Raw genomic sequence first — 23724 nt, 5'->3', positions numbered from 1 at the left:
TAGCCGAAGGCTCGCGCCACGCGGAAGACGGCTTGAACAGATTCACTCGAACGTAGTCTCGTGGCCCGGAGTTGGAACTTCCGCTCCGGGCCGTGGCGTTTCCTGGGCAAGGTTCCGGCCGAACCGGATGAAAACCGTCGATGGAGGACAACAGACCCCACCCCGCACCACGGAGGTATGCGCATGACCTCAGACCGCTCGCCGTCGCCCGCCGGTGCCGACCTACCCGGCCCCCGCGGCCCCGCGACGCCCTACCGGATGACCGTCACCACCGCCCTTCCGCACGCCGAGGCCGTCGCCCTGGCCGACGCCCAGCTCGCCTCCTGGTTGAAGCAGGAGGGCTGCGAGGAGCCCCCGCCCACCCCCGGCGCCGCGCTCGGCGCACCCCCCGCCGCCGAACGCCTGCGCCTGGGCGAGCGCGTCCTGCTGGACCGCGACCAGGGACCGCTGCGCGGCGGCCCCGGCGCCGGCCGCTACGACCGCCGCCGGCTGCGCACCCCGGCCCCGCACGGCACCCGGCAGCTCACCCTCACCGTGGCCACCGACCCCGGCGGCCCCACCTGGGTCCGGCTGGAGGCCGAGACCCACAGCACCGGCAGCGGTGTGCGCACCCCCTGCCGGGTGCCGGTGCCCGAGCTCGCCCGCACCCTCCTCCCGCTGCTCGACGCCGCCGACGGCCCGGCCGCCGTCCACTCCGCCCCCCGGGTGATCACGGCCGACGAGGTCGACGACCTGATCGACGAGCTGTGCGACCCGGAGCGCCGGCTGCCCACGGTGGTCGCCAGCGTGCCGGTGAACCTCCCGGTCGAGCACTGGGTCGAGGAGGTGGTCCGCCCGCTCTGCCGCCAGCTGCCCGGCCTCGCCACCGCCTACGTGCTGGACCCGGGCGCCCGCACCGGGTTCAACGTCGCGCTGGAGTACCACAGCGTGTACGGCGGCGCCGTGCGGACCTACCTGCCCGAGGTGGACCCGGCCTCCCGGCAGGACGGCGCCCGACATCCGGTGCTCGCCCGGGGCCGAATAGAACAGGACCTCCGCCGCGCCGCCGGGCTGCTCGCCCGCGAGCCCCGCCGCCTGGCCGCCGACCAGCCGCTCCCGCCGCCGCTGGCCGCCGTCCCGGTGCTGCGCGTCCCGCCCCCGCAGCTGCGCCCGGCCGCCGGACCCCCCGTCGGCCCCCCCGCCGAACCGGCCGCGCTCGCCCGCGAGGAGCAGCAGGACCGCGCCGAGCAGCAGGCCAGGGCCGACGAGCTGGAGCGGGTCCGGCACACCCTCCGTCTGGAGCGCCGTGACCGCGCCCAGTCCCGGGACGGCCACGAGGGCCGCCTGCGCACCGGCGCCCGGAGCGCCCTGAGCGGGCGTCACTGCACCGGGCCGACCGCCCTGCCCGGCGCCGCGCCCACCACCTCGGGCACCGGACCGACCATCGTCGGCCGGCTCGCCGCCCAGCCCGGCGGGTGGCCGGACAAGCCCGAGACCTTCACCGAACTCCTCGCCAGGCTGGGCGAGTTCTCCCTGCTCACCTTCACCGGCGACCAGAAGAACGCACTCGCCCTGGACGGCCTCCAGTGCGCCGGCGCCGGCTGGGCCCGGCTCGCCTGGGACGGCCTGACGGCCCTCCAGGAGTACGCCGAGGCGGCCGTGCGCGGCGCGGCCGGCGGGGACTTCAAGCAGTGGTGCGAGCGCACCCCGGACGGCTGCCACCGCTTCCCGCCCCGCAAGGCCGTGCGCGGGGAGTCCCGGACGGTGTTCAGCCACACCAAGTGGAAGCGCGAACGGATGCTGCCGGTGCCGGAATGCGTCGACGCCTCCCGGCGCGCGTTCATGGGCGCGCACCTGCGGATCGGCGGCGGTCGCACCGCACCCCGGCTGCACTACCTGGACGACTGCTCCGGCAGTGGCCGGATCTACGTGGGTTACATCGGCCTGCACCTCACCAACACCCGGACCAACTGACGGGCTCGGCTGACCGCTGCGCCCGTTCGGTGGACAATGTCCAGCAGGGGCGGGGCTGCGGTTGGTCCGCCGCCCGGGGCAGGCGCCGGACGAGCATGGGGGAACGACGACCGATGCAGTACTCAGCAGACGGCCAGTCCGACGGCACCGCCACCGTCCAGTTCCCCCAACCGGGCTTCCTCGCCTCGGTGTTCCGCGACCTCGGCGCCGACGAGGACCCGGAGGCGGACGGTGCCGCAGGCCCCCCGGCCCCCGGCCGCCCCGATCCGGTGGCGGCCGGGAGCGGCCCGTCCGCCCCGGCACCCGCCGGGCCCGCCACCACCGATCCGGCCTCCACGGGCCCCAGGCTGTCCGGCCCCGACCCGTCCGGGCCCGGCTCCTCCACCCCGGGCGCTGCCGACCCCGCCGACCCCGACCAGGCCGTCGCGGCGCACGCCCGGGCCGCCGCCCTCACCCACCACCGCACGCTCACCGTCCGGGCCGAGCACGACCGGCTGGCCGACCTGCTGCGGCGGGCCGCCCTGCCCGTCTCGGCGATGGATTTCGAGAGCCAGCTGCGCCACTACGAGCCCCGCCCCTACCCGGCCGACGGCCCGGCCGTCGTCGAAGGCGCCGAGCCCCGCTGGGAGGACTTCGCCCCCGCCGATCCGGCCGCCGCCGACCCCGAGAGCGGCCCCTCCCGGCGACTGCTGGACTCCGGATACCAGCGCGAACTCGCCCAGGCCCGGCTGACCCACCAGCGCGCCCTGCGGGAGTGGCGCACCCGCCGGGCCGAGGCGGGCAGCCCGGCCGCCGACGAGTCCCGGCGCGCCCACGAGGCGGCCGAGGAGGCCCGGGCCCGCGCCGTGCGCGAGTACAACGACAGCCTGGAGGAGTGCCGGCGCGCCTACCGGCTGGCCGAGCCCGCCGCCGTGGAGTCGCTGCTGGAACGGGCCCTGGCCGCCGCCGAGACCGCCACCCAGGACCTCCCCGCCCCCTGCCGGGCGGTCTTCCGCCCGCTCACCCGCACCGCCGTGCTGGACCTCGACCTGCCCCCGCTCGACCTGGTGCCCTCGCTCACCGGCTACCGGCTCGCCCCCGAGGGCGACATCCTCCCGGTGCCGCGCCCGCCCGCGGACCGGGCCACCGACTACCTGCGGCTGGTCGCCCGGCTCGCGCTGCGCTCGCTGCAGGCCGCCGACGCCGTGGACACCGACGAGATACTCGCCGGAGTGGTCCTCAACGGCTGGCTGCGCGAGCCCGGTGCCGAGCCGCTCTGCCTGGTCAGCGTGGATGCCGACCGCGACGCCCTGGCCCGCACCCGGCTGCTGCCGCCGGAGACCCCGTACGAGGAGCGCGACGACGAGGGCGTCTACGCCGACGCCGAACAGGACGAGGCACTGGTCCGGCTGCGCCAGCTCGGCGCCGCCGTCACCCCGGACCCGTACGCCCGGGCGGCCGTCCAGCCCGCCGCCCGGGCCGGAGCCGCCGTCCCGGCCGCGCCCGACCTGTCCGCCAACGAGTTCGCCCAGCTGGTGCGCGACCTGCTCACCCGGGGCGGGCTCGCCGAGTGGAGCGTGCGGCTGCGGGGACCGGCCGGGCTGGTCGCCACCGGTGAGGGCGCCCCCGGCAGCGCGCTGCCCGGCCGCTGGGTGGTCTGGGCGTCCCGGGACCCGGCCGCCGTCACCGCGGAGCAGATCGAGACCCTGGCCGAGGCGGTCCGCGAGGAGTCCGCCGAACGCGGCCTGCGGCTGACCACCGGCCAGTTCGCCGAGGCGGCCCTGGACCTCTCGGCCGGGGAGGGCCACCGGCACATCCACCTGATCGACGGCGACGGCGTCCGCGAGCTCGCCCGCACCCACCTCGGCCTGCCGCTCGCCGCCGGCCGCTGACCCCTGCCCGGACCGGCTCCGACCAGGGAGTTCACCCCGACGGCCCACCCGGCGGGCGGCCCTCCGTACCCGGACCAAGGCTGAGGGGACCGGGCCGGGGCGACCGCCGCCGAGGACCGGCCGGGCCGGCGGCACCCCGGGCGATCACCGCCGAACGGGCGTCCGGTACGGTCGGCGGTCGGCCCGGCCACGGGCGGACCCCAGGGGGAGAGGAATGGGCAGAGCGCTCGTCAGACCACACGGCAGCACCGGTCATCCGGCGGAGGCGGCCCGGTGACCGCCGTCCTGGTCGCCGCCGGGGCGTTCCTGATGACCCTGATCGGCGGCTTCGTCGCCCAGCGCACCGGCGACCGCCGCCACCTGGTGCTCGGCTTCGCCGCCGGCCTGATGCTCGGCGTGGTCGCCTTCGACCTGCTGCCCGAGGCCATCCACCAGGCGCCGGGCGAGGTGCACGGCGTGCCCCAGGCGCTGCTGATGTTCGCCGCCGGCTTCCTCACCATCCACGTGGTCGAGCGCGCCGTCGCCATCCACCGCGGCCACGAGGGCGAGTACGCCGAGCACACCCACGGCCACCAGCACGGCCACGCCCACCGCAGCGGGCACCAGGGCGTCGGCCTGACCGCCGCCCTGGCCCTGGTCGGGCACAGCGTGATGGACGGCTTCGCGATCGGCGCCGCCTTCCAGGCCGGCAGCACGGTCGGCACGGTGGTGGCCATCGCGGTGGTCGCGCACGACTTCGCCGACGGGTTCAACACGTACACGATCACCCGGCTGTACGGGAACAACCGGCGCCGGGCGCTGACCCTGCTCGCCGCCGACGCCCTGGCCCCGGTCTCCGGCGCCGCGATCACCCTGGCCTTCACCATCCCGGAGCACCTGCTCGGCCTCTACCTGGGCTTCTTCTCCGGCTTCCTGCTCTACCTCGCGACCTCCGACATCCTCCCCGAGGCGCACAGCCCGCACCCCTCGCGCAGCACCCTGCTGTGCACGGTGGCCGGAGTCGGCTTCATGTGGCTGGTCATCGGCTTCGCCACCTAGGAGCCCGCCCGGCGTCCCGGGACCGGCCGCCGCGCAAGGCCCGGCCCGGCCCGCGGGACACGCCTCAGCCCGGCAGGGCGCCCCAGCCGTCCCGCATCGCCGCCAGCGCCTCGGTGATGGCCGGCCGCCGGGAGGCCTGGCTGCGCCAGAGCGCGAACACCCGCCGGCTCGGCTGCGAGGCGACCGGGCGGGCCGCCACCCCGGCCGGCAGCGGGCCCCGGCCGAGCCGGGGCACCACGGCCATCCCCAGCCCGGCCGCGACCAGGGCGATCTGGGTCTCGAAGTCGCCGACCTGGTGGTGCACGTCCGGTTCCTCCCCGGCCTCGCGCAGGGTGCGGACCAGCCAGTCGTGGCAGATGTTGCCCGGCGGCACGCTGATCCAGCGCTGTCCGCGCAGCCGCTCCACCGGCACCGCGTCCAGCCCGGCCAGCTCGTCCCCGGCGGGCAGCACCAGGTCCACCGGGTCCGTCCCGAGGTCCAGCCGGGAGAGCCCCTCCTGCACCGGCAGCGGCACGGTCGGCCAGTCCTGCACCAGCGCCAGGTCCACCTCCCCGCGCGCCACCAGCTCCGCCGCCGGGTACGGGTCGCTCTCCAGCAGCCGTACGTCCAGCTCCGGGCAGCGCCGCCGCAGGTCGGCCAGCACCCCGGGCATCAGCCCGCGCGCCCCAGTCGCGAAGGCGGCCACCAGCAGCCGCCCGACCGCCCGGCCGCGCTGCTCCTCCAGCCGCACCTCGGCCTGCTCCACCAGCCCCAGGACGGCCCGCGCGGTGGCCGCCAGCTCCCGCGCCGCGTCGGTCAGCACCACGCCCCGGCCCTGCCGCTCCAGCAGCACCGTCCGGGTCTCCCGCTCCAGCTTGGCGATCTGCTGGGAGACCGCCGAGGGCGTGAAGCCGAGCGCGGCCGCCGCCCCGCCGACCGAGCCGTGCACCGACACCGCGTGCAGCGCCCGCAGGCGCCCCAGATCCATCATGCAGTGATCCTAAAGAATCCCGTTCAGTATTCATCGCTGGTGCTGAACGGTCCCGCGCCACCATGCTCGGCCCATGACCGCGATCCCCGCTGCACCGCAGGCCGCAGCCCCCGCCGCGTCGGCCGGCGCGAGCATGCGCCCCCGTCACATCGCCCTGGCCGTCCTGGTGGCCGCCGTGTGGGGCCTCAACTTCGTCCTCATCCACGTCGGCCTGGACAGCTTCCCGCCGCTGCTCTTCTGCGCCCTGCGGTTCGCCGTGGTCGCGGTGCCCGCGGTCTTCTTCGTCGGCCCGCCCCGGGTGGCCCGGCGCTGGGTGCTGGCGGTCGGCGTGGTGCTCGGGGTGGTCAAGTTCGGGCTGCTCTTCCTCGGCATGCACGCCGGGATGCCGGCCGGCCTCTCCTCCCTGGTGCTCCAGGGGCAGGCGGGGTTCACCGCGCTGTTCGCCGCCGTCCTGCTGCGCGAGCGCGCCGGCCGCCGGCGGCTGCTCGGCCTGGGCCTGGCCTTCGCGGGCATCGCCCTGAGCGCCCTCGACCAGGGCCTCGGCGGCCCGTTCGGGGCCTTCGTCCTGGTCGTGCTGGCCGCCGTCGCCTGGGGCCTGTCCAACGTGCTGACCCGCAGGGCCGCGCCGCCGGACGCGCTGCGCTGGATGGTCTGGGTCAGCGCGGTGCCGCCGCTGCCGCTGCTGGCCCTGTCCCTGCTGGTGGAGGGCCCCGACGCGGACCTGCGGGCACTCGGCGGGATGACGGCGGCCGGGCTCGGCGTGATCGGCTACGTCGGGCTGGTCTCCACCCTGTTCGGCTTCGTCGCCTGGAGCTACCTGCTGCGCAGCTACGACGCCACCGCGGTCGCGCCCTACTCGCTGCTGGTGCCGGTGTTCGGGATGTCCTCGGCCTGGCTGCTGCTCGGCGAGCGGGTCACCCCGACGGCCGCCGCGGCCGCCCTGCTGGTGATCGCCGGGATCGGGATCACCGCGCTGCGCCCGGGGGCGCCGTCCGCACTGGCGGCCCGGCTTCGAGGAAGCGCGCCTCGGCGGCCCGCAGCACTCGCAGCAGCACCTCCTCGTCCTCGGGGCTGACCTCGCCGAAGTAGTCCTGGGCGACCTCGTCCCGGACCTGGAGGATCCGCTCCACCGCCGCGCGCCCGTCCTCGGTCAGCAGGATCCGGACCGCCCGGCGGTCGGCCGGGTCGGGGCGGCGCTCGACCAGTCCGGCCTCCTCCAGCGCGTCGACGACCGTGGTGGCCGAGCGCGGGGCGATGTGCAGCTTGTCGGCGAGGTCGCTCAGCCGCATCGCCCGGTCCGGCGACTCGCAGCCGGGTACGTGGGCGAGCGTGCGCAGCGCCCGGGCCTGGCCGGGGGTGATGCCGTAGGGCTCCAGCCGCCAGCCGGTCTGCCGGCGGATCCGCTTGATCGCCCTGGTCATCGCGTCCGCCAGTTCGGCGGGGACGCCGGAGGTGCCGGGGACGCCGGAGATGCCGGGCTCGCCGGGCCGGAGGCCGGGGGAGGGGTCCGCCGGATCGTCGGTCGGCGTGGTGGTCATCGGCGGTCTCCTCGGCTGGGGTCGGCCCAAGCGTATCGGCCGGTCCCGGGCGTGTGGCCGACCGTGGAAAGTGCTCGGAGAAATATCTTGAGCTTAGCTCAGCATCTGCGTTACGGTACTTCCAAGTGAGGGGACCCTAAGTTCCCCTTCCCGATCCTGGAGTTCCCGTGCCCGTTTCCACCGCCCGCGTCGCCACCGACCGCCCCGCCCGCTACGCCAAGCAGCTCGCCGCCCACATGAGCAAGCGGATCGAGACCTCCTTCTCCCCGGAGACCGGCCACGGCACCCTGGTCTTCAAGGCCGGCACCGCCACCATGGAGGCCCGGCCGGACGCCCTGCTGCTCACCGTCGAGGGCGAGCGCCAGGACCTGGCCGGCCTGGAGGACGTGGTCGGCCGCCACCTCGTCCGCTTCGGCGCCCGCGACGAACTCGTCGTCGAATGGCACCGCGACAACGGCGAGACCGGCCTCGTCCACCGCAACGACGACGAGGACGCCCCCGAGCAGGGCACCCCCGAGGCCTGACCCCCGAGGCCTGACGCCCTCGGGCGCCGGGGAGGCCCGCCGCCCTCAGGCGCCCGGCCTCGGCAGCCGGCGGTCCAGCGCCCACAGCATCAGGACGGCCAGGCACCAGCTCGCCAGCACGTCCAGCAGCCAGTGGAAGTCGCTCCACACCAGCCCCGCGCCCACGCCGAGCGTCAGCACCACCGCGCCCACGGTCAACCCCCGGGCCGTCCGCCGACCCGCCGCCCGGGCCAGCAGCAGCGCCGCCACCCCGTACGAGATGGTCGCCGTCGCGGTGTGCCCGGACGGGTACCAGCCCCACTGCCCAGGCAGCAGCGGGTCCCCGAGCGGGCCCGGCCGGGCGAACCCGGCCTTCGCCGGGACCACCAGCAGCGGGATCAGCAACGACGTCAGCGCCGCCACCGGCAGCGGCAGCCACCAGCGCACCGCCCCCGCCCGACGCCACCACCAGGCGGCCAGCCCACCGGCCGCCAGCAGCACCGGGACGGCGGGCACCCCGTCGCCCAGGTTCGACAGCAGGTGGCCCAGGTCGTCCAGCAGGGCGCTCGGGTGATCACGGTGGGACGTCCGGACGGCCGCGCGCACCCAGCGGTCCACCCCCAGCAGCGGCCCGTCCACCGCCACCTGCCAGGACACCACCAGCAGCACCACCGCCGCGACCACCGGCACCGCCACCGACCGGGCCACCCGGCCCGGAACGGCGGACAGCCGCCCCGGAGCAGGGGGGAGAGCTCCGGGGCGGCTCTGATGATCGCCGTTCCGTGCGCCCCGGGGGGTGTGGGTCGGACGGTCGGTCGATCGGCCTTCGGTGGGTGCCACCCCTCCCGGGGTGGACCGGTTGTCCTCGCGAGGCCCGCGCGGACCGGCCCCTCCGGGAGGCCCCGCGGACGGCCCCGCCAACGGCTGGGGCTCGCTGTCCATCGGTGATGACACTACGTCAACCGCCCTTCCCGACCGAGCGCCTCCAGCGATTCCGCACATCATCTTCACCCCGCCCCGGAGGCCCTCCGGACGGTCCCCCCGATGATGCCCGACCACCCGGGCGGCATGCGAAAACCGCCCGGGGACTGTCCGGACGGGCAGCCGGGAACCGGACGGAAAACCGAACGGCCCGCGAGGACCAGAGGTCCCCACGGGCCGTTCAGCGCTGTCCGGACAACCCTCCGGCGGGGGGTTTCACGACCTGACGGGCGACACCGCTCAGGCGGCGGCGAACGCCGCCTCCAGGATGTCCAGGCCCTCGTTCAGCAGGTGCTCCGGCATGACCAGCGGCGGCAGGAAGCGCAGCACGTTGCCGTAGGTGCCGGCGGTCAGCACCACCAGGCCCTCGGCGTGGCAGGCCTTGGCGATGGCCGCGGTGACCTCCGTGTTCGCCTCCTTGGTGCCCGGCTTCACCAGCTCGACGGCGACCATCGCGCCGCGGCCGCGGACCTCGCCGATGACGTCGAACTTCTCCTGCATGGCCCGCAGGCGGCCCAGCATGACCTCGCCGATCCGCTGCGCCTTGCCGACGAGGTCCTGCTCCTTCATGGTCTCGATCGAGCCCAGCGCGGCGGCACAGGCCACCGGGTTGCCGCCGTAGGTGCCACCCAGGCCACCCGCGTGCGCGGCGTCCATGATCTCGGCGCGACCCGTCACCGCGGCCAGCGGCAGACCGCCGGCGATGCCCTTGGCGGTGGTGATCAGGTCCGGGACGATGCCCTCGTCCTCGCACGCGAACCACTGGCCGGTGCGGCAGAAGCCGGTCTGGATCTCGTCGGCGACGAACACGATGCCGTTCGCCTTCGCGAACTCCACGATCGCCGGCAGGAAGCCCTTGGCCGGCTCGATGAAGCCGCCCTCGCCCTGGATCGGCTCGATGATGATCGCGGCGACGTTCTCGGCGCCGATCTGCTTGTTGATCATGTCGATCGCCTGCGCGGCGGCCTCGGCGGCGCAGTTCTCCGCGCCCGTCAGCCAGCGGTACGGGTAGGCCACCGGCACCCGGTGGATCTCCGGGGCGAACGGACCGAAGCCCTGCTTGTACGGCATGTTCTTCGCCGTCAGGCCCATGGTCAGGTTGGTGCGGCCGTGGTAGCCGTGGTCGAACACCACGACGGCGGTCCGCTTGGTGTACGCGCGGGCGATCTTCACCGCGTTCTCGACCGCCTCGGCGCCCGAGTTGAACAGCGCCGTGCGCTTGTCGTGGTCACCCGGGGTCAGCTCGTTCAGCTGCTCGGCGACGGCCACGTAACCCTCGTACGGGGTCACCATGAAACAGGTGTGGGTGAAGGCGGCCAGCTGCTCGCTCGCCCGGGCCACCACGGCCTCGGCGCTGTTGCCGACGTTGGTCACGGCGATGCCGGAACCGAAGTCGATCAGCGAGTTGCCGTCCACGTCCTCCAGCACGCCGCCGTTGGCACGGGTGACGTACACCGGCAGGGTGGTGCCGACACCGGCCGCCACCGCACCCAGCTTGCGGGCCTGCAGCTCCTGCGACTTCGGACCCGGGATCGCGGTGACCAGGCGGCGCTCCTGCGGGAGCGGCGTTACGGCGCTCATGGGGTATCTCCAGACTTCTCGGCTCGGTGCTTCGCAGGCTACGGCCGCCCTCCCCGACCGGGCATGCGCCACTCGGTAGCACTGCGCCGTCCGACTTGTCCGGCACGGCCAGCCCGAGCGCCACGACTACCCGCAGACCCCGCTCCACTACCCTGAGCGCGGGCGTGTCGCCGGTACGGCGGCATGGGTATGGCGGCACCGACGGCGGTCGGGCCGGGCGGGCGAGGGAGCGGGGCCGTACATGGCACAGGACGGGTCACACCACCAGGTCGACCACACCACCACCAGACCCCCGACCCCCCTCCCCCACCAACGCCCGGCCACCGCCCCCGGCGGGGCCTTCGACCTCGCCGCCTGGGCCACCGCCCCGCGCCCCGAGGCCGAACCCGGCGTCTACCGCCTCGGCTACCGCCGCATCGACCCGGAACGCGCGGAGGCCGCCCGCGTCCCCACCTGGCCGCTGCTGCTGCGGGCGGCGCTCAACGCGGTGGTGGGGTGGCTGGCCTTCGTCTACGGCACCCAGCTGGTGCTCCGCCTGATCGTGATCACCGTGTGGATCGATCACCCCACCGAGACCCTGGTGACCGTCGTCGGTGTGTCGGTGAACGTCGTCGTGGCCGCTGCGGTCATCAAGGTTTTCGGCCGGATGGGCCGCTGGCCCGAGGTCTGGCGCCGCTACGCCGCCCCGCTGCTGTCGCGGACGGTGACGCAGGTGGAGCCCGCCGAGGAGGACGGGGCGGTGGTGGAGGCGGCTCGGGGGCGGGACCCGTGGGACGGGCTGCGGCAGGGCGGGGCGTTCGAGGCGGCGGCGCGGCTGGAGGCCGAGGCGGTCGGCGACGTCGACTACGTGCGGATCCAGCGCGCCTGGGAGTCCGCGCAGGCGGACCCGGCGTTCGTGCCCGCGTTCACGGAGCAGGTGGCCGCGCGCGGCGCGGCGGCCTTCGCCCACCCGTCCGAGGCGCGTGAGCTGCCCGGCCGGGTGCGGCGGCACGACCTGCTGCTGGGCCAGGTCTGCCTCGGTGTGGCGCAGGACGTGCCGAAGAACCCGCTGAACCACCGCGCGGCGGACTTCGCACTGGACCCGGCGGTGCTGGGCACCTCGCTGCTGGCGGTCGGCCCGGCCGGGACGGGGAAGACGGCCCGGCTGGGCCGGCCGGTGGCCGAGGCGCTGTGCCTGCAGGCGCTGGCCGGTACCGCGTGCGCGGTGGTGGTCGGGGCGGCGGACGCCGACCTGGGCCCGGACTCCTGGTACGACGTGGTGATCGCGCCCGGTGACCAGGCCTCGGTGTACGGGCTGGACCTGTACGGCGCGGCGCAGGACCCGGACGAGGCCGCGGCCCGGCTGGCCGACGCCCTGCTGCCGGACGAGCTGACCGCCCGCGCGGAGAACGCCCGGACGGCGCTGCAGCAGGTGGTGGGCCCGTTCCACGCCGCCTACCGCCGCTACCCGGGGGTGCGCGAGCTGCGGGCCCTGCTGGGCGGCGAGCCGGACGCGCTGGCGGCGCTGGTGAAGGCGCTCGGCACGGCGGGCCGGCTGGCCGCGTACGAGCGGGACCTGGAGTACCGGGAGCGCCAGCGGGGCCGGGCGGACGACCCGGGGGCGCTGCTGGCGGACCGGCTGGGGCTGCTGGAGCGGCCCGCCTTCGAGGGGGCCTTCGCGACCGACGGAACGGGCCGTCCCCCGTTCGCGATGCGGGTGCTGGACCATCCGCTGCGGGTGCGGGTGAAGCTGCCCGAGCGCAGCCACCCGGAGGCGGCCCGGATGCTGTCCCGGCTGGTGGTGGGGCAGTTCGTGCAGGCGGCCGGTGCGCGGGAGGACCGTTCGCTGTTCGCCGGGCTGGTGGTGGACGACGCCTCGGCGGCGCTGGACTCCGGCACCGTCCGCGGTCTGCAGCGGATGCGCGGCGCGAACGCGGGCGCGGTGCTGCTGCTGCGCACCCTGGTGGACCTGCCGGAGGCGCTGCGGGCGCCGCTGTTCGGCGCGGTGGGCTGCCGGGTGGCCTTCCCCGGGATCGCGCCCTGGGACGGGCGGCTGTTCTCGGAGGCCTGGGGGACGCACCTAGTGCAGGAGACCGCGGTGACCCACACCCCCGACACCTCCGGTGGGGTGGTGCGGCGGGCCGGGCGGCTGGGGCGGAAGGCGTTGTCGGGGACGACGGCGCAGACGGAGTCGGTGACGACGCGGGACGTGGAGCGGCTCAGGTGGTCGCCGTCGGATCTGGCGCACGCGTTGCCGGCCGGGCACGCGGTGGTGTCGTTGACGGCGGTGTCGGGGGAGCAGGTTCCGCCGCTGCTGGTGGATCTCCGGGGCTGACGCGGGCGGGCGGTAGAAGTCGCCTCGGAGGTGGATTCGGCAGTGCCGGTTGTCCGGGGCGTCCATAATGAAGGGGAGAGACCCTCACCAGTCCCACTGCCCTCTCCTCGCCCGGCCGCAACGGCGCGGTCAGGTCGACCCTCCGAAGGTGCCATGCCCCCCACACTCGCCTCCGTCGTCCGCAACAGTTCGCTCCACCTGACGGTGCTCGCCGGTGCGGACCACCTGGAGCGGCCGGTCCGCTGGGTGCACACCAGCGAGCTGGACGACCCGACGCCGTTCCTGGAGGGTGGCGAGCTGCTGCTCACCACCGGTATCAAGCTGGGCCGCACGGCGGCGCAGTTGCAGGCGTACGTGCACCGGCTGGCCGATGCCGGGGTGGTCGGGCTGGGTCTGGGGGTGGGCCTGTCGCACACCGAGGTGCCGCAGCCGCTGGTGGACGCGGCGCAGCAGCGGGGTCTGCCGTTGCTGCGGGTGCCGGAGCCGACGCCGTTCATCGCGATCAGCAAAGTGGTGTCGGCGGCGCTGGCCGCGGAGCAGTACGAGGCGGTGACGACGAGCTTCGAGGCGCAGGAGGAGCTGACCCGGGCGGCGCTGGGCAAGGACGGCACGACGGCCGTGGTGCGCCGGCTGGCGGCCCGGCTGGGGGGCTGGGCGGCGCTGTACGACGGCTCGGGCGCGCTGTCGGTGGTGGCGCCGGACTGGGCGGCGCGCCGGGCGGGGCGGCTGGCGGCGGAGGTGGACCGGCTGCGTCGGCGGCCGGCGCCGTCGAGTGCCGCGCTGCAGGGGCGGTCGCCGGGGATAGACACGGCGGACGAGGACTACGTGGTGGTCCAGTCGCTGGGGGCGGACCGGCGGGCCCGGGGTTTCCTGGCGGTCGGGACCGAGGACCGGATCACGCCGACCGAGCGGTACGTGCTGAACGCGGCGGTGGCGCTGCTGACGCTCACCCTGGAGCGTTCGCGCGAGCTGCGGCAGGCCGAGGAGCGGATGGGCGCGGCGCTGCTGCGGATGGTGCTGGCGGGCGAGGTGGCGACGGCCCGGCAGGTGGCGGTGGGGCTGTTCGGCGGTCTGCCGGAGGGTACGACGAGGGTTCTGGTGGCCGGGGCGGGGCCGAACGCGGACGCCGCGGAGGCCTTGGTGGAGCTGGGGGACCGGGCCGAGCAGGCGGGTGCCCGGGTGGGCGAGAAGCTGCTGGTGGCGCGGGAGGACGGTGCGCACGGGCCTCGGCTGGTGGTGCTGGCGCTGGACAACGGCGCGGTGCACCGGGCCTGCCTGGGGGTGGTGGAGGAGCACGAGGGCCTGTCGCTGGGCGTCTCGGCGCCGGCCGCGCTGGAGGAGGCCGGTACGGCGCACGCGCAGGCGGAGCGGGCGTTGGCGGTGGCCCTGCGCGGTGGTCGCCGGGCGGTGGACCACGAGGAGGTCGGCGCGGGGTCGCTGCTGCCGCTGCTCGGTGAGGACGCGGTGACGGCGTTCGCGGAGGGGCTGCTGCGGCCGCTGCGCGATCACGACCGGACGGCCCGCGGGGACCTGGTGGCCTCGCTGCGGGCGTGGCTGTCGCGGCACGGGCAGTGGGACGCCGCCGCGGCGGACCTGGGGGTGCACCGGCACACGCTGCGCTACCGGATGCGGCGGGTCGAGGAGCTGCTGGGCCGTTCGCTGGACGACACGGACGTGCGGATGGAGCTGTGGCTGGCGCTGCGCTCCGGCGAGGAGTAGCGGGCCCGGCTGGACGCGGTGGAGTGGCTCCGGGGCGGAACGCTCCTAGTCGGCCAATCCGGTCGGCCGCTCCGCGCACCTACCCTCGGGTTCGGGTCCCACGCCCGTGGGCCGTACGACGACGAGGAGAGGGCCGGTACCACGGTGACCACCACGTACGATTTCTGGCTCGCCGGCCGCCGGGCGAGCGGTGACGCCGCCTTCGAGGTGCACAACAGCTGGGACGGCCGTCTGGTCGGCCGGGTCAGCGTGCCGACCGAGGCCCAGGTCGAGGAGGCGCTGGACGCCGCCGTGGCCGCGCTGCCGGTGTTCGCCGCGACGCCGGCGCACCAGCGGGCCGCCGCCCTGGACCACGTGGCCAAGCGGCTGGCGGAGCGCACCGAGGAGCTCGCCCAGCTGATCACGGCCGAGAACGGCAAGCCGGTCAAGTGGGCCCGCGGCGAGGTCGGCCGCGCGGTGTCGGTCTTCCGCTGGGCCGCCGAGGAGGCGCGCCGCACCAACGGCGAGACGATGCGGCTGGACACCGACCCGGGCGGCGTGGGCCGCTTCGCGGTGGTGCGCCGCTTCCCGCGCGGTGTGGTGCTGGGGATCGCCCCGTTCAACTTCCCGCTGAACCTGGTCGCCCACAAGGTCGCCCCGGCGATCGCGGTCGGCGCCCCGATCATCCTCAAGCCGGCCCCGGCGACGCCGCTGTCGGCGATGGTGCTGGGCGAGATCCTGGCCGAGACGGACCTGCCGGCCGGCTCCTGGTCGATCCTGACGGTGCCGAACGAGCGGATGCCGGCCCTGGTGCAGGACCCGCGCGTGCCGGTGATCTCCTTCACCGGTTCGGACAAGGTCGGCTACCAGATCATGGACTCGGTGCCGCGCAAGCACACCACCCTGGAGCTGGGCGGCAACGCCGCGGCCGTGGTGCTGGCGGACTGGTCCTCGGAGGCGGACCTGGACTGGGCGGCGACCCGGATCGCGATGTTCGCGAACTACCAGGGCGGCCAGTCCTGCATCTCGGTGCAGCGGGTGATCGCCGACGCGTCGGTGTACGACGCGCTGGTGGAGAAGGTCGTGGCGAAGGTCGCGGCGCAGGTCACCGGTGACCCGAACGACGACGCGACGGACGTCGGCCCGCTGGTCGACGAGAACGCCGCGAAGCGGGTGGAGTCCTGGGTGGACGACGCGGTCGCCAAGGGCGCCAAGCTGCTCGCCGGCGGCACCCGCGAGGGCGCGACGTACGCCCCGACCGTGCTGGCCGAGCTGCCCGCCGACGCGATCCTGGCCAAGGCCGAGGTGTTCGGCCCGGTGCTGTCGCTGCACCGGGTGGAGGGCGTCGAGGAGGCCTTCGCGGCGGTCAACGACTCGCCGTTCGGCCTGCAGGCGGGCGTGTTCACCCACGACCTGCAGACCGCCTTCCGGGCGCACCGGGAGCTGGAGGTCGGCGGTGTGATCATCGGCGACGCGCCGTCCTACCGGGCCGACCAGATGCCGTACGGCGGCGTCAAGGACTCCGGTGTCGGCCGTGAGGGCGTCAAGTACGCGATGGACGACTACACCGTCGAGAAGGTCATGGTGCTGACCGGCCTCGACCTCTGAGGGACCGCTCGCCGCGGGGCCCGGTCCGGGACGGACCCGGCCCCCCGGCGCGTTCAGGCGCCGTGGCCGGCCGCGGCGGCGACCGCCTCGGCGACGGTGGCGTTCCCGGCGACCAGTTCCAGGGTCTGCCCGGCGGTGCCGGGTTCGTGCAGCAGGGCGGCCAGGACGGCGGCCACGTCGGCCCGGTCGACCGCGCCGCGGCCGACGGCGGGGGCGAGGCGGACCAGGCCGGTGCCGGGGCCGTCGGTGAGCCGCCCGGGGCGCAGCACCGTCCAGTCCAGCGAGGTGCGGGCGCGTACGGCGTCGTCGGCGGCGCCCTTGGCCCGCAGGTAGGTCTCGAAGACCTCGTCGGCGGGGTGGTGGGCGGCCGCGTCGGCACCCATCGAGGAGACCATGAGGTAGCGCCGGACGCCGGCGAGTTCGGCGGCGTCGGCGAGCAGGACGGCGGCGTCGCGGTCGACGCTGTTCTTGCGGGCGGCGCCGCTGCCGGGGCCGGCGCCGGCGGCGAAGACCACCGCGTCGGTGTCGGCGAGCAGGGCGGCGAGCTGCGGGGCGGTGGCGGACTCCAGGTCGAGCAGCAGCGGCTCGGCGCCGGCCTCGACGAGGTCCGGGGCCTGTTCGGGGCGGCGGATGATCCCGGCGGGGCGGTCGCCGCGGTCGGCGAGCAGCCGTTCGAGCCCGAGCGCGATCTGTCCGTGGCCCCCGGCGATGACGGTACGCATGGGTCCGACGGTAGCCCGGGTGTGCCGGGGGCGTCCTGGGAAAGGTCTCGGACAGGACACAATGGGCGCATGACTTCGCTCGCCCACCCGCAGCTGCGTTTCACGCCCACCGTGGCGGACCCCTCCGGCCCCCGGGAGCTGGTGATCCTCGGTTCCACCGGGTCGATCGGCACCCAGGCCGTCGACGTCGTGCTCCGCAACCCGGACCGGTTCCGGGTGGTCGCGCTGTCGGCGGCCGGCGGCCGGGTGGAGCTGCTGGCCGAGCAGGCGCTGCGGCTGGGCGTGCACACCGTGGCGGTGGCCGATCCGGCGGCGGAGCCGGCGCTGCGCGAGGCGCTGGCCGCGAAGGCGGCGGGCCGGCCGCTGCCGGCCGTGCTGGTGGGGCCGGACGCGGCGACCGAGCTGGCCGCGGTGGAGTGCCACTCGGTGCTGAACGGCATCACCGGTTCGATCGGCCTGCGGCCGACGCTGGCCGCGCTGCGGGCGGGCCGGGTGCTGGTGCTGGCCAACAAGGAGTCGCTGATCGTCGGCGGTCCGCTGGTGAAGGCGGTGGCGAAGCCGGGCCAGATCGTGCCGGTGGACTCCGAGCACGCGGCGCTGTTCCAGGCGCTGGCGGGCGGCACCCGGGCCGAGGTCCGCAAGCTGGTGGTGACGGCGAGCGGCGGTCCGTTCCGCACCCGGACCAGGGAGCAGCTGGCCGGGGTGACCCCGCAGGAGGCGCTGGCGCACCCGACCTGGGCGATGGGCCCGGTCGTCACGATCAACTCGGCCACCCTGGTGAACAAGGGCCTGGAGGTGATCGAGGCGCACCTGCTGTACGACGTGCCGTTCGACCGGATCGAGGTCGTGGTCCATCCGCAGTCGGTGGTGCACTCGATGGTGGAGTTCACCGACGGTTCGACGCTGGCGCAGGCGAGCCCGCCGGACATGCGGATGCCGATCGCGCTGGGTCTGGGCTGGCCGGACCGGGTGCCGGGAGCGGCGCCCGCCTGTGACTGGACCAAGGCCGCGACCTGGGAGTTCTTCCCGCTGGACGACGAGGCCTTCCCGGCCGTCGAGCTGGCCCGTGAGGTGGGCACCCTGGGCGGAACGGCGCCGGCGGTGTTCAATGCGGCGAACGAGGAGTGCGTGGAGGCCTTCCTGAAGGGCCGCCTCGCCTTCACCGGGATCGTGGACACTGTTGCCAAGGTCGTGGCCGAGCACGGACAGCACGACGGTCGGACGGCCGCGGCGGGAACTTCCCTGACCGTCGAGGACGTCCTGCACGCGGAGGACTGGGCCCGTGCCCGGGCCCGCGAGCTGGCGGCGGGCTGACGTCCTCGCCTCCGGCGGCGGTGCCCGGCACGACCGGGACCGCGGTACGGCACGGATCGCGGTACGACGAGACGATGAGCGGAGCGGCATGACGGAGGACCAGCGGTGGCAACGGTTTTGACGGTGGTCGGCATCCTGGTCTTCGTGGTCGGATTGCTCGTCTCGATCGCCTGGCACGAGCTCGGCCACCTCTCCACGGCCAAGCTCTTCGGCATCCGGGTGCCCCAGTACATGGTCGGCTTCGGCCCGACCATCTGGTCGCGCCGGAAGGGCGAGACCGAGTACGGGATCAAGGCGATCCCCTTCGGCGGGTACATCCGGATGATCGGGATGTTCCCGCCGGGCGAGGACGGCCGGATCACCAAGCGCAGCAGCTCGCCCTGGCGGTCCATGATCGAGGACGCCCGTGAGGCCTCCTACGAGGAGCTCCAGGAGGGCGACGAGACCCGGCTGTTCTACACCCGCAAGCCCTGGAAGCGGGTCATCGTCATGTTCGCCGGGCCGTTCATGAACCTGGTCCTGGCGTTCGGGCTGTTCCTGACGGTCATGATGGGCTTCGGCGTCACCATGGCGGTGCCGACCATCGGCTCGGTCGCCCAGTGCGTGGTCAAGGCCGGTCAGCCGACCGACACCTGCCCCGCCGACGCGCCCAAGACCCCGGCCAACGAGGTGGGTCTGCGCCAGGGGGACAAGGTGCTCTCCTTCGACGGCGACCGGATCCGCGACTACGACCAGCTCCAGGCGGACATCCGGAAGTCGGCGGGCAAGCAGGTGGCGATCGTCGTGGAGCGCGGCGGCCAGCAGCTCACCTTCACGCCCACCATCGCCGTCAATGACGTGCAGAAGTACGACGGCAACGGGGTGCCGGAGAAGGGCCGGACCGTCCAGGCCGGGTTCCTCGGGTTCACCCCGAAGAGCGAAACGGTCCAGCTCGGCCTCGGGCAGTCGGTCGACCGGATGTACGACATGGCCGAGAACGGGGTGAAGTCGCTGGCCGCCCTGCCCGGCAAGATCCCGGGCCTGTGGAACGCCGTCGTCGGCGACGCCCCGCGCGACCCGGACTCGCCGATCGGCATGGTCGGCGCCGCCCGGGTCAGCGGCGAGGTGTTCTCCCTGCACGAGTCGGCCGCCCAGCGGATCGCGATCTTCGTGAACCTGCTGGCCGGCATCAACCTGTCGCTCTTCCTGTTCAACATGCTGCCGCTGCTGCCGCTGGACGGCGGCCACATCGCGGGCGCGGTCTGGGAGTCGGTCCGCCGCCGGTTCGCACAGCTGTTCCGGCGGCCCGATCCGGGCCCGTTCGACGTCGCCAAGCTGATGCCGGTCGCGTACGTCGTGGCCAGCATCTTCATCGGGTTCACCCTGCTGGTGATGGTGGCCGACCTGGTGAACCCGGTGAAGATCGGCTAGGACGTTCGGGTACGGCGGGTGTGCTGGGCCCCCGGACCGTGCCGTACCGTGGAGGCCGGGTGCGCGATCGTGGCGCGCCCGGCCTCGGCCGTCCCAACGGCCGGGCGGTCGATCCACACCTCAACCCCGGGGAACCCTGCGCACATGACCGCGATCTCGCTCGGTATTCCGTCCCTGCCGCTCAAGCCACTGGCCAAGCGCCGGTACTCCCGGCAGATCATGGTCGGCAACGTGCCGGTCGGCGGCGACGCACCCGTCTCCGTGCAGTCGATGACCACCACCGTGACCGCCGACATCAACGCCACGCTGCAGCAGATCGCGGAACTGACCGCGTCCGGCTGCCAGATCGTCCGCGTCGCCTGCCCGTCCCAGGACGACGCCGACGCGCTGCCGATCATCGCCAAGAAGTCGAAGATCCCGGTCATCGCGGACATCCACTTCCAGCCCAAGTACGTCTTCGCGGCGATCGACGCCGGCTGCGCGGCGGTGCGCGTCAACCCGGGCAACATCAAGGCCTTCGACGACAAGGTCGGCGAGATCGCCAAGGCCGCCAAGGACGCCGGGGTGCCGATCCGGATCGGCGTCAACGCCGGCTCGCTCGACAAGCGGCTGCTGGAGAAGTACGGCCGCGCCACCCCCGAGGCGCTGGTCGAGTCCGCCCTCTGGGAGTGCTCGCTGTTCGAGGAGCACGACTTCCGCGACATCAAGATCTCGGTCAAGCACAACGACCCGGTCGTGATGATCAACGCCTACCGCCAGCTCGCCGCCGCCTGCGACTACCCGCTGCACCTGGGCGTCACCGAGGCCGGTCCGGCCTTCCAGGGCACCATCAAGTCCGCGGTCGCCTTCGGCGCGCTGCTCGCCGAGGGCATCGGCGACACCATCCGGGTCTCGCTGTCGGCCCCGCCGGCCGAGGAGATCAAGGTCGGCAACCAGATCCTGGAGTCGCTCGGGCTGCGCGAGCGCGGCCTGGAGATCGTCTCCTGCCCGTCCTGCGGCCGCGCCCAGGTCGACGTCTACAAGCTCGCGGAGGAGGTCACCGCCGGGCTGGAGGGCATGGAGGTGCCGCTGCGGGTCGCCGTCATGGGCTGCGTCGTGAACGGGCCGGGCGAGGCCCGCGAGGCCGACCTCGGGGTCGCCTCCGGCAACGGCAAGGGCCAGATCTTCGTCAAGGGCCAGGTGATCAAGACCGTTCCCGAGTCGAAGATCGTCGAGACCCTGATCGAGGAGGCGCTCAAGCTCGCCGAGCAGATGCAGGGGGAGGGCGTCGAGGCCGGTTCGCCGACCGTCGTCGCCGCGGAGTGACCGCCGAGCGGTCACGTCCTCGCGGGGTGGCCGCCCAGCGGTCACGTCGTCGCGGGGTGGCCGCCGAGCGGTCCGAGCGCGGGTGCAGCGAAGTTTTCCGGAAGCGGGGCCGTCCGTTCGCGGACGGCCCCGCGGCCGTAGCCGGGTGGGGCCACGGAGTAGGGTGCGGCCAGAGTCGTCTCAGTGAGGTGCTGTCTCGATGATCGATCGAGGTGTGATGCTCCCCAGCTCCTTCCAGGCCGCCCGGGCGCTGGCCACCACCCGCGTGCTGGAACCGCCCGACCTGGCGGACGCCCTGGAGATCCTCCACCGCGACCCGGTCGCCAACGCCTTCGTCGCGACCCGGGTCGAGGCCGTCGGGCTGGACCCGTGGCGGCTCGGCGGGGAGATGTGGGGCTGGTACGGCGCGGACGGCGTGCTCGACGCCCTCTGCTACGCCGGGGCGAACCTCGTCCTGGTCAACGCCGGGCCGCAGGCCGTCGCCGCCTTCGCGGAGCGGGCCCGGCGGCAGGGCCGGCGCTGCTCCTCGATCGTCGGACCGGCCGGGGCGACCGCCGCCTTCTGGGCGCTGCTGGAACGGAGTTGGGGCCCCGCACGCGAAGTCCGGGGCCACCAGCCGCTGTTGGCGACCTCCTCGCCGTCCGCGGAGATCGCGCCCGACCCGCTGGTACGCCGGGTGCGGCGCACCGAGGTGGAGGCGCTGATGCCCGCCTGCGTGGCGATGTTCACCGAGGAGGTGGGGGTGTCGCCGCTGGCCGGCGACGGCGGGCTGCTCTACCAGGCCCGGGTGGCCGAACTCGTCACCACCGGGCGGTCGTTCGCGCGCTTCGCCGAGGACGGCCGGGTGGTGTTCAAGGCCGAGATCGGAGCCGTGACCCAGGGGGCCTGCCAGATCCAGGGCGTCTGGGTGGCGCCCGAGCACCGCGGCCAGGGGCTGTCCGAGACCGGGATGGCGGCCGTGCTGGACGTCGCGCTGCGCGAGGTGGCGCCGGTGGTCTCGCTGTACGTCAACGACTACAACCTGCGGGCGCGGGCCGCGTATCGACGGGTCGGGTTCCGGGAGGTCGGGGCCTTCATGAGCGTGCTGTTCTGACCTCCTTCCGGGGGCGGTGGGTCGGGGGTGCGGTGGGGTCGGTGGGTCGGTGGGGCCCGGGCGCTTCCGGGGTGCCCGGGCGCGGGGCGGTGTTGTGGCGCGGTTCGCCGGTGTTTCGCCGGTTGTTGGGTTCCGATCTTCGGCCGCGCCAGGGGGCCGCTGGTAGTAACGTCCGGAGCATGGATCAGCTGACCGGGGTGACGATCGAGGCCATCGACCTCGCGGCCTGGGCGCCGCAGGCGCTGGAGGTCCAGGCGGTGGCGTTCGGGCTGACGCCCGAGGAGGTCGCGGTCCGGCTGCACATCGTCGGGCGGCACGCCCGGCAGCCCGGGGTGATCGCCTTCGGGGCGATGAGCGGCGGCCGGCTGGTCGGGTTCGGGTACGGGATGCCGAACCAGCGGGACCACTGGTGGAGCACCGTCATCGAGCCGTACCTGACCGCCCGGGGCTACGGGGACTGGCTGGACGGCGTGTTCGCGGTCACCGAACTGCACGTGCTGCCGGAGTTCCAGGGCCAGGGCGTGGGCTCGCGGCTGATCCGGCTGCTGTGCGAGGGCTCGGGCCTGGAGCGCAGCATCCTGTCGGCGATCGACGCGGAGACACCGGCCCGGCGGCTCTACCGGGCGCTGGGCTACCAGGACCTGGCCCGGGCGGTGCGGTTCCCGGCGACGGACCGGCTGTACGCGGTGATGGGGGCGCGGTTGCCGTTGCGGTAGCGGTTGCCGTTGCCGTTGCCGTTGCCGTAGCGGTGGCCCGGGGGGTCGGTCCTAGTCGGAGAGGTGACCGGCGAGTTCCAGGTGGAGTTCGGCGTCCTCGTGGCGGCTCGTGGCCAGTGCGCGAAGGGCCAGGTCGACGGCGCGGAACAGGGCCCAGCCGCGCAGGCGGTCCCGGTCGACGTCGAGGGCGTCGGCGAGCTGTTGGAGCCTGCGGCGGACCGCGGCCGGGGCGCCGGGGGAGCCGATCAGGGTGTCCGCGCGGTCCAGGGCGAGGCGGGCCAGGTCGTAGGCGCGCTCGCCGGTCAGCGGGCGGGGGTCGATGGCCAGCCAGGGGGCGCGGTCGGCGGCGAGCACGTTGCCGTGGTGGAAGTCGCCGTGCAGCAGGAGGTTCTCGTCGGCGGAGGCGGTCAGGGCCCGGGCGGTGGCGAGGGCCTCGTCGATGAGGGGCTGGGCGGCGGCTGCGGCGGGGTGGGTGCGGTGCTCTGCGAGGCGGGCGGCGGTGTCCGTGACGCGGTCGGCGAGGGTGGGGAGTTCGGGGCCGGCGGGCTGTGCGGGGCTGGTGGGCAGCGCGGGGCCGGCAGGTGGTTCGACCCAGAGGCGGTGCAGCAGGCTGGTGGCCTCCAGCATCGCCTTGGCCTCGGCGAGGGAACGCAGCGGGATGTCGCCGTGCAGGCGCTCCAGGAGGAGGACTCCCGCGTCGGGGTCGGCGTCGAGCAGCAGGACGGCGCCGCGGCCGGCCCAGTGGGTGAGCGCGGTGTGCTCGTGGGCGGTCTCGGGGGTGACCAGTCCGGCCTTGAGGACGGCGGGGGAGAGGTCGTCGCGGTGGACGTACGCGATCAGGCTGAGGCTGCCGCCGGGGTCCAGGGTGCGTTCGAGGGTGAGGTTCCAGCGGGCCAGATGGGTGGTGGCCGCGGTCGGCAGAGCGGCGAGCCATTGGCGGCCGGGCTCGCCGTGGGTGGCGGTGACGGTGGTCGTCAGCCGGGTGGGGACGGTGATCTTTGGGGCGGGTCCGGACATGGGTCCATTGTCGGGGCTTGTGGGGGCCGCTGCGCGGGGCTGGGGTGTGGGGGTGGGCTTTCGGGAGGGTGGGTGGGTCCGGGGGCGGTTCC

19 protein-coding genes are annotated in these 23724 nt (G+C 74.8%); 13 read left to right on the top strand and 6 right to left on the bottom strand.

What is annotated here, in order from left to right:
* The first annotated feature begins 183 nt into the window (after positions 1–183).
* From ACFC1T_RS35615 to ACFC1T_RS35605, 3 genes are all read left to right on the top strand, one after another.
* Positions 184–1953: a hypothetical protein gene (locus ACFC1T_RS35615; protein WP_375896131.1), complete on the top strand. Its 1770-nt coding sequence runs from the start codon at positions 184–186 to the stop codon at positions 1951–1953.
* Between the two features lie 113 nt (positions 1954–2066).
* The gene (locus ACFC1T_RS35610) at positions 2067–3824 is read left to right on the top strand and encodes a restriction endonuclease (RefSeq protein WP_375896128.1); all 1758 of its coding nucleotides are present in this window, start codon (positions 2067–2069) and stop codon (positions 3822–3824) included.
* Between the two features lie 309 nt (positions 3825–4133).
* Entirely contained in the window at positions 4134–4862 is a 729-nt protein-coding gene (locus ACFC1T_RS35605) for a ZIP family metal transporter (RefSeq protein WP_375896151.1), read from the top strand.
* A gap of 64 nt (positions 4863–4926) precedes the next feature.
* Here the strand turns inward: ACFC1T_RS35605 and ACFC1T_RS35600 are convergent, their stop codons facing one another.
* Positions 4927–5832, bottom strand: coding sequence for a LysR family transcriptional regulator (locus tag ACFC1T_RS35600; protein ID WP_375896125.1), 906 nt, complete (start codon positions 5830–5832; stop codon positions 4927–4929).
* Positions 5833–5965: 133 nt separating this feature from the next.
* Here ACFC1T_RS35600 and ACFC1T_RS35595 point away from each other — a divergent pair, with 133 nt between their 5' ends.
* A complete protein-coding gene (locus ACFC1T_RS35595; protein ID WP_375896148.1) occupies positions 5966–6907 on the top strand; it encodes an EamA family transporter in 942 nt (313 codons plus the stop codon).
* On the opposite strand, the gene ACFC1T_RS35590 is transcribed toward ACFC1T_RS35595, so the two are convergent.
* Entirely contained in the window at positions 6798–7370 is a 573-nt protein-coding gene (locus ACFC1T_RS35590; protein WP_375896122.1) for a MarR family winged helix-turn-helix transcriptional regulator, read from the bottom strand. The genes ACFC1T_RS35595 and ACFC1T_RS35590 overlap by 110 nt on opposite strands.
* A gap of 167 nt (positions 7371–7537) precedes the next feature.
* On the opposite strand from ACFC1T_RS35590, the gene ACFC1T_RS35585 reads away from it, so the two are divergent.
* The gene (locus ACFC1T_RS35585) at positions 7538–7894 is read left to right on the top strand and encodes a DUF2218 domain-containing protein (protein ID WP_375896119.1); all 357 of its coding nucleotides are present in this window, start codon (positions 7538–7540) and stop codon (positions 7892–7894) included.
* Between the two features lie 45 nt (positions 7895–7939).
* Here the strand turns inward: ACFC1T_RS35585 and ACFC1T_RS35580 are convergent, their stop codons facing one another.
* Positions 7940–8569: a phosphatase PAP2 family protein gene (locus ACFC1T_RS35580; protein ID WP_375896117.1), complete on the bottom strand. Its 630-nt coding sequence runs from the start codon at positions 8567–8569 to the stop codon at positions 7940–7942.
* A gap of 525 nt (positions 8570–9094) precedes the next feature.
* The gene (gene gabT, locus ACFC1T_RS35575) at positions 9095–10435 is read right to left on the bottom strand and encodes a 4-aminobutyrate--2-oxoglutarate transaminase (protein WP_375896115.1); all 1341 of its coding nucleotides are present in this window, start codon (positions 10433–10435) and stop codon (positions 9095–9097) included.
* 241 nt (positions 10436–10676) lie between these two features.
* Between gabT and ACFC1T_RS35570 the strand changes: the two genes are divergently transcribed.
* From ACFC1T_RS35570 to ACFC1T_RS35560, 3 genes are all read left to right on the top strand, one after another.
* Positions 10677–12749, top strand: a complete 2073-nt coding sequence (locus ACFC1T_RS35570; RefSeq protein WP_375896113.1) for an ATP-binding protein — start codon at positions 10677–10679, stop codon at positions 12747–12749.
* A 153-nt stretch (positions 12750–12902) separates the two neighbouring features.
* The gene (locus ACFC1T_RS35565) at positions 12903–14468 is read left to right on the top strand and encodes a PucR family transcriptional regulator (RefSeq protein ID WP_375896110.1); all 1566 of its coding nucleotides are present in this window, start codon (positions 12903–12905) and stop codon (positions 14466–14468) included.
* Positions 14469–14612: 144 nt separating this feature from the next.
* A complete protein-coding gene (locus ACFC1T_RS35560) occupies positions 14613–16055 on the top strand; it encodes an aldehyde dehydrogenase family protein (RefSeq protein WP_375896108.1) in 1443 nt (480 codons plus the stop codon).
* Between the two features lie 53 nt (positions 16056–16108).
* On the opposite strand, the gene ACFC1T_RS35555 is transcribed toward ACFC1T_RS35560, so the two are convergent.
* The gene (locus tag ACFC1T_RS35555) at positions 16109–16777 is read right to left on the bottom strand and encodes an NAD(P)-binding oxidoreductase (protein WP_375896105.1); all 669 of its coding nucleotides are present in this window, start codon (positions 16775–16777) and stop codon (positions 16109–16111) included.
* A gap of 69 nt (positions 16778–16846) precedes the next feature.
* Between ACFC1T_RS35555 and dxr the strand changes: the two genes are divergently transcribed.
* From dxr to ACFC1T_RS35530, 5 genes are all read left to right on the top strand, one after another.
* Positions 16847–18091, top strand: coding sequence for a 1-deoxy-D-xylulose-5-phosphate reductoisomerase (gene dxr / locus ACFC1T_RS35550; protein WP_375896102.1), 1245 nt, complete (start codon positions 16847–16849; stop codon positions 18089–18091).
* A 105-nt stretch (positions 18092–18196) separates the two neighbouring features.
* On the top strand, positions 18197–19501 hold the full coding sequence (locus ACFC1T_RS35545) for an RIP metalloprotease (protein WP_375896100.1): 1305 nt from the start codon (positions 18197–18199) through the stop codon (positions 19499–19501).
* 144 nt (positions 19502–19645) lie between these two features.
* Positions 19646–20806 (top strand): flavodoxin-dependent (E)-4-hydroxy-3-methylbut-2-enyl-diphosphate synthase, encoded by a 1161-nt coding sequence (gene ispG, locus ACFC1T_RS35540; protein WP_350518302.1) that lies wholly within the window; start codon positions 19646–19648, stop codon positions 20804–20806.
* Between the two features lie 217 nt (positions 20807–21023).
* A complete protein-coding gene (locus tag ACFC1T_RS35535) occupies positions 21024–21899 on the top strand; it encodes a GNAT family N-acetyltransferase (protein ID WP_375896145.1) in 876 nt (291 codons plus the stop codon).
* A gap of 179 nt (positions 21900–22078) precedes the next feature.
* Positions 22079–22615 (top strand): GNAT family N-acetyltransferase, encoded by a 537-nt coding sequence (locus ACFC1T_RS35530; protein ID WP_375896097.1) that lies wholly within the window; start codon positions 22079–22081, stop codon positions 22613–22615.
* A gap of 51 nt (positions 22616–22666) precedes the next feature.
* On the opposite strand, the gene ACFC1T_RS35525 is transcribed toward ACFC1T_RS35530, so the two are convergent.
* The gene (locus ACFC1T_RS35525) at positions 22667–23632 is read right to left on the bottom strand and encodes an aminoglycoside phosphotransferase family protein (protein ID WP_375896095.1); all 966 of its coding nucleotides are present in this window, start codon (positions 23630–23632) and stop codon (positions 22667–22669) included.
* Between the last annotated feature and the right edge of the window lie 92 nt (positions 23633–23724).

The organism is Kitasatospora sp. NPDC056076, from assembly GCF_042266305.1.
Lineage (GTDB): Bacteria > Actinomycetota > Actinomycetes > Streptomycetales > Streptomycetaceae > Kitasatospora.
Note: the sequence above shows the minus strand (reverse complement) of the source record. Positions and strands in the feature narration are given on the sequence as shown.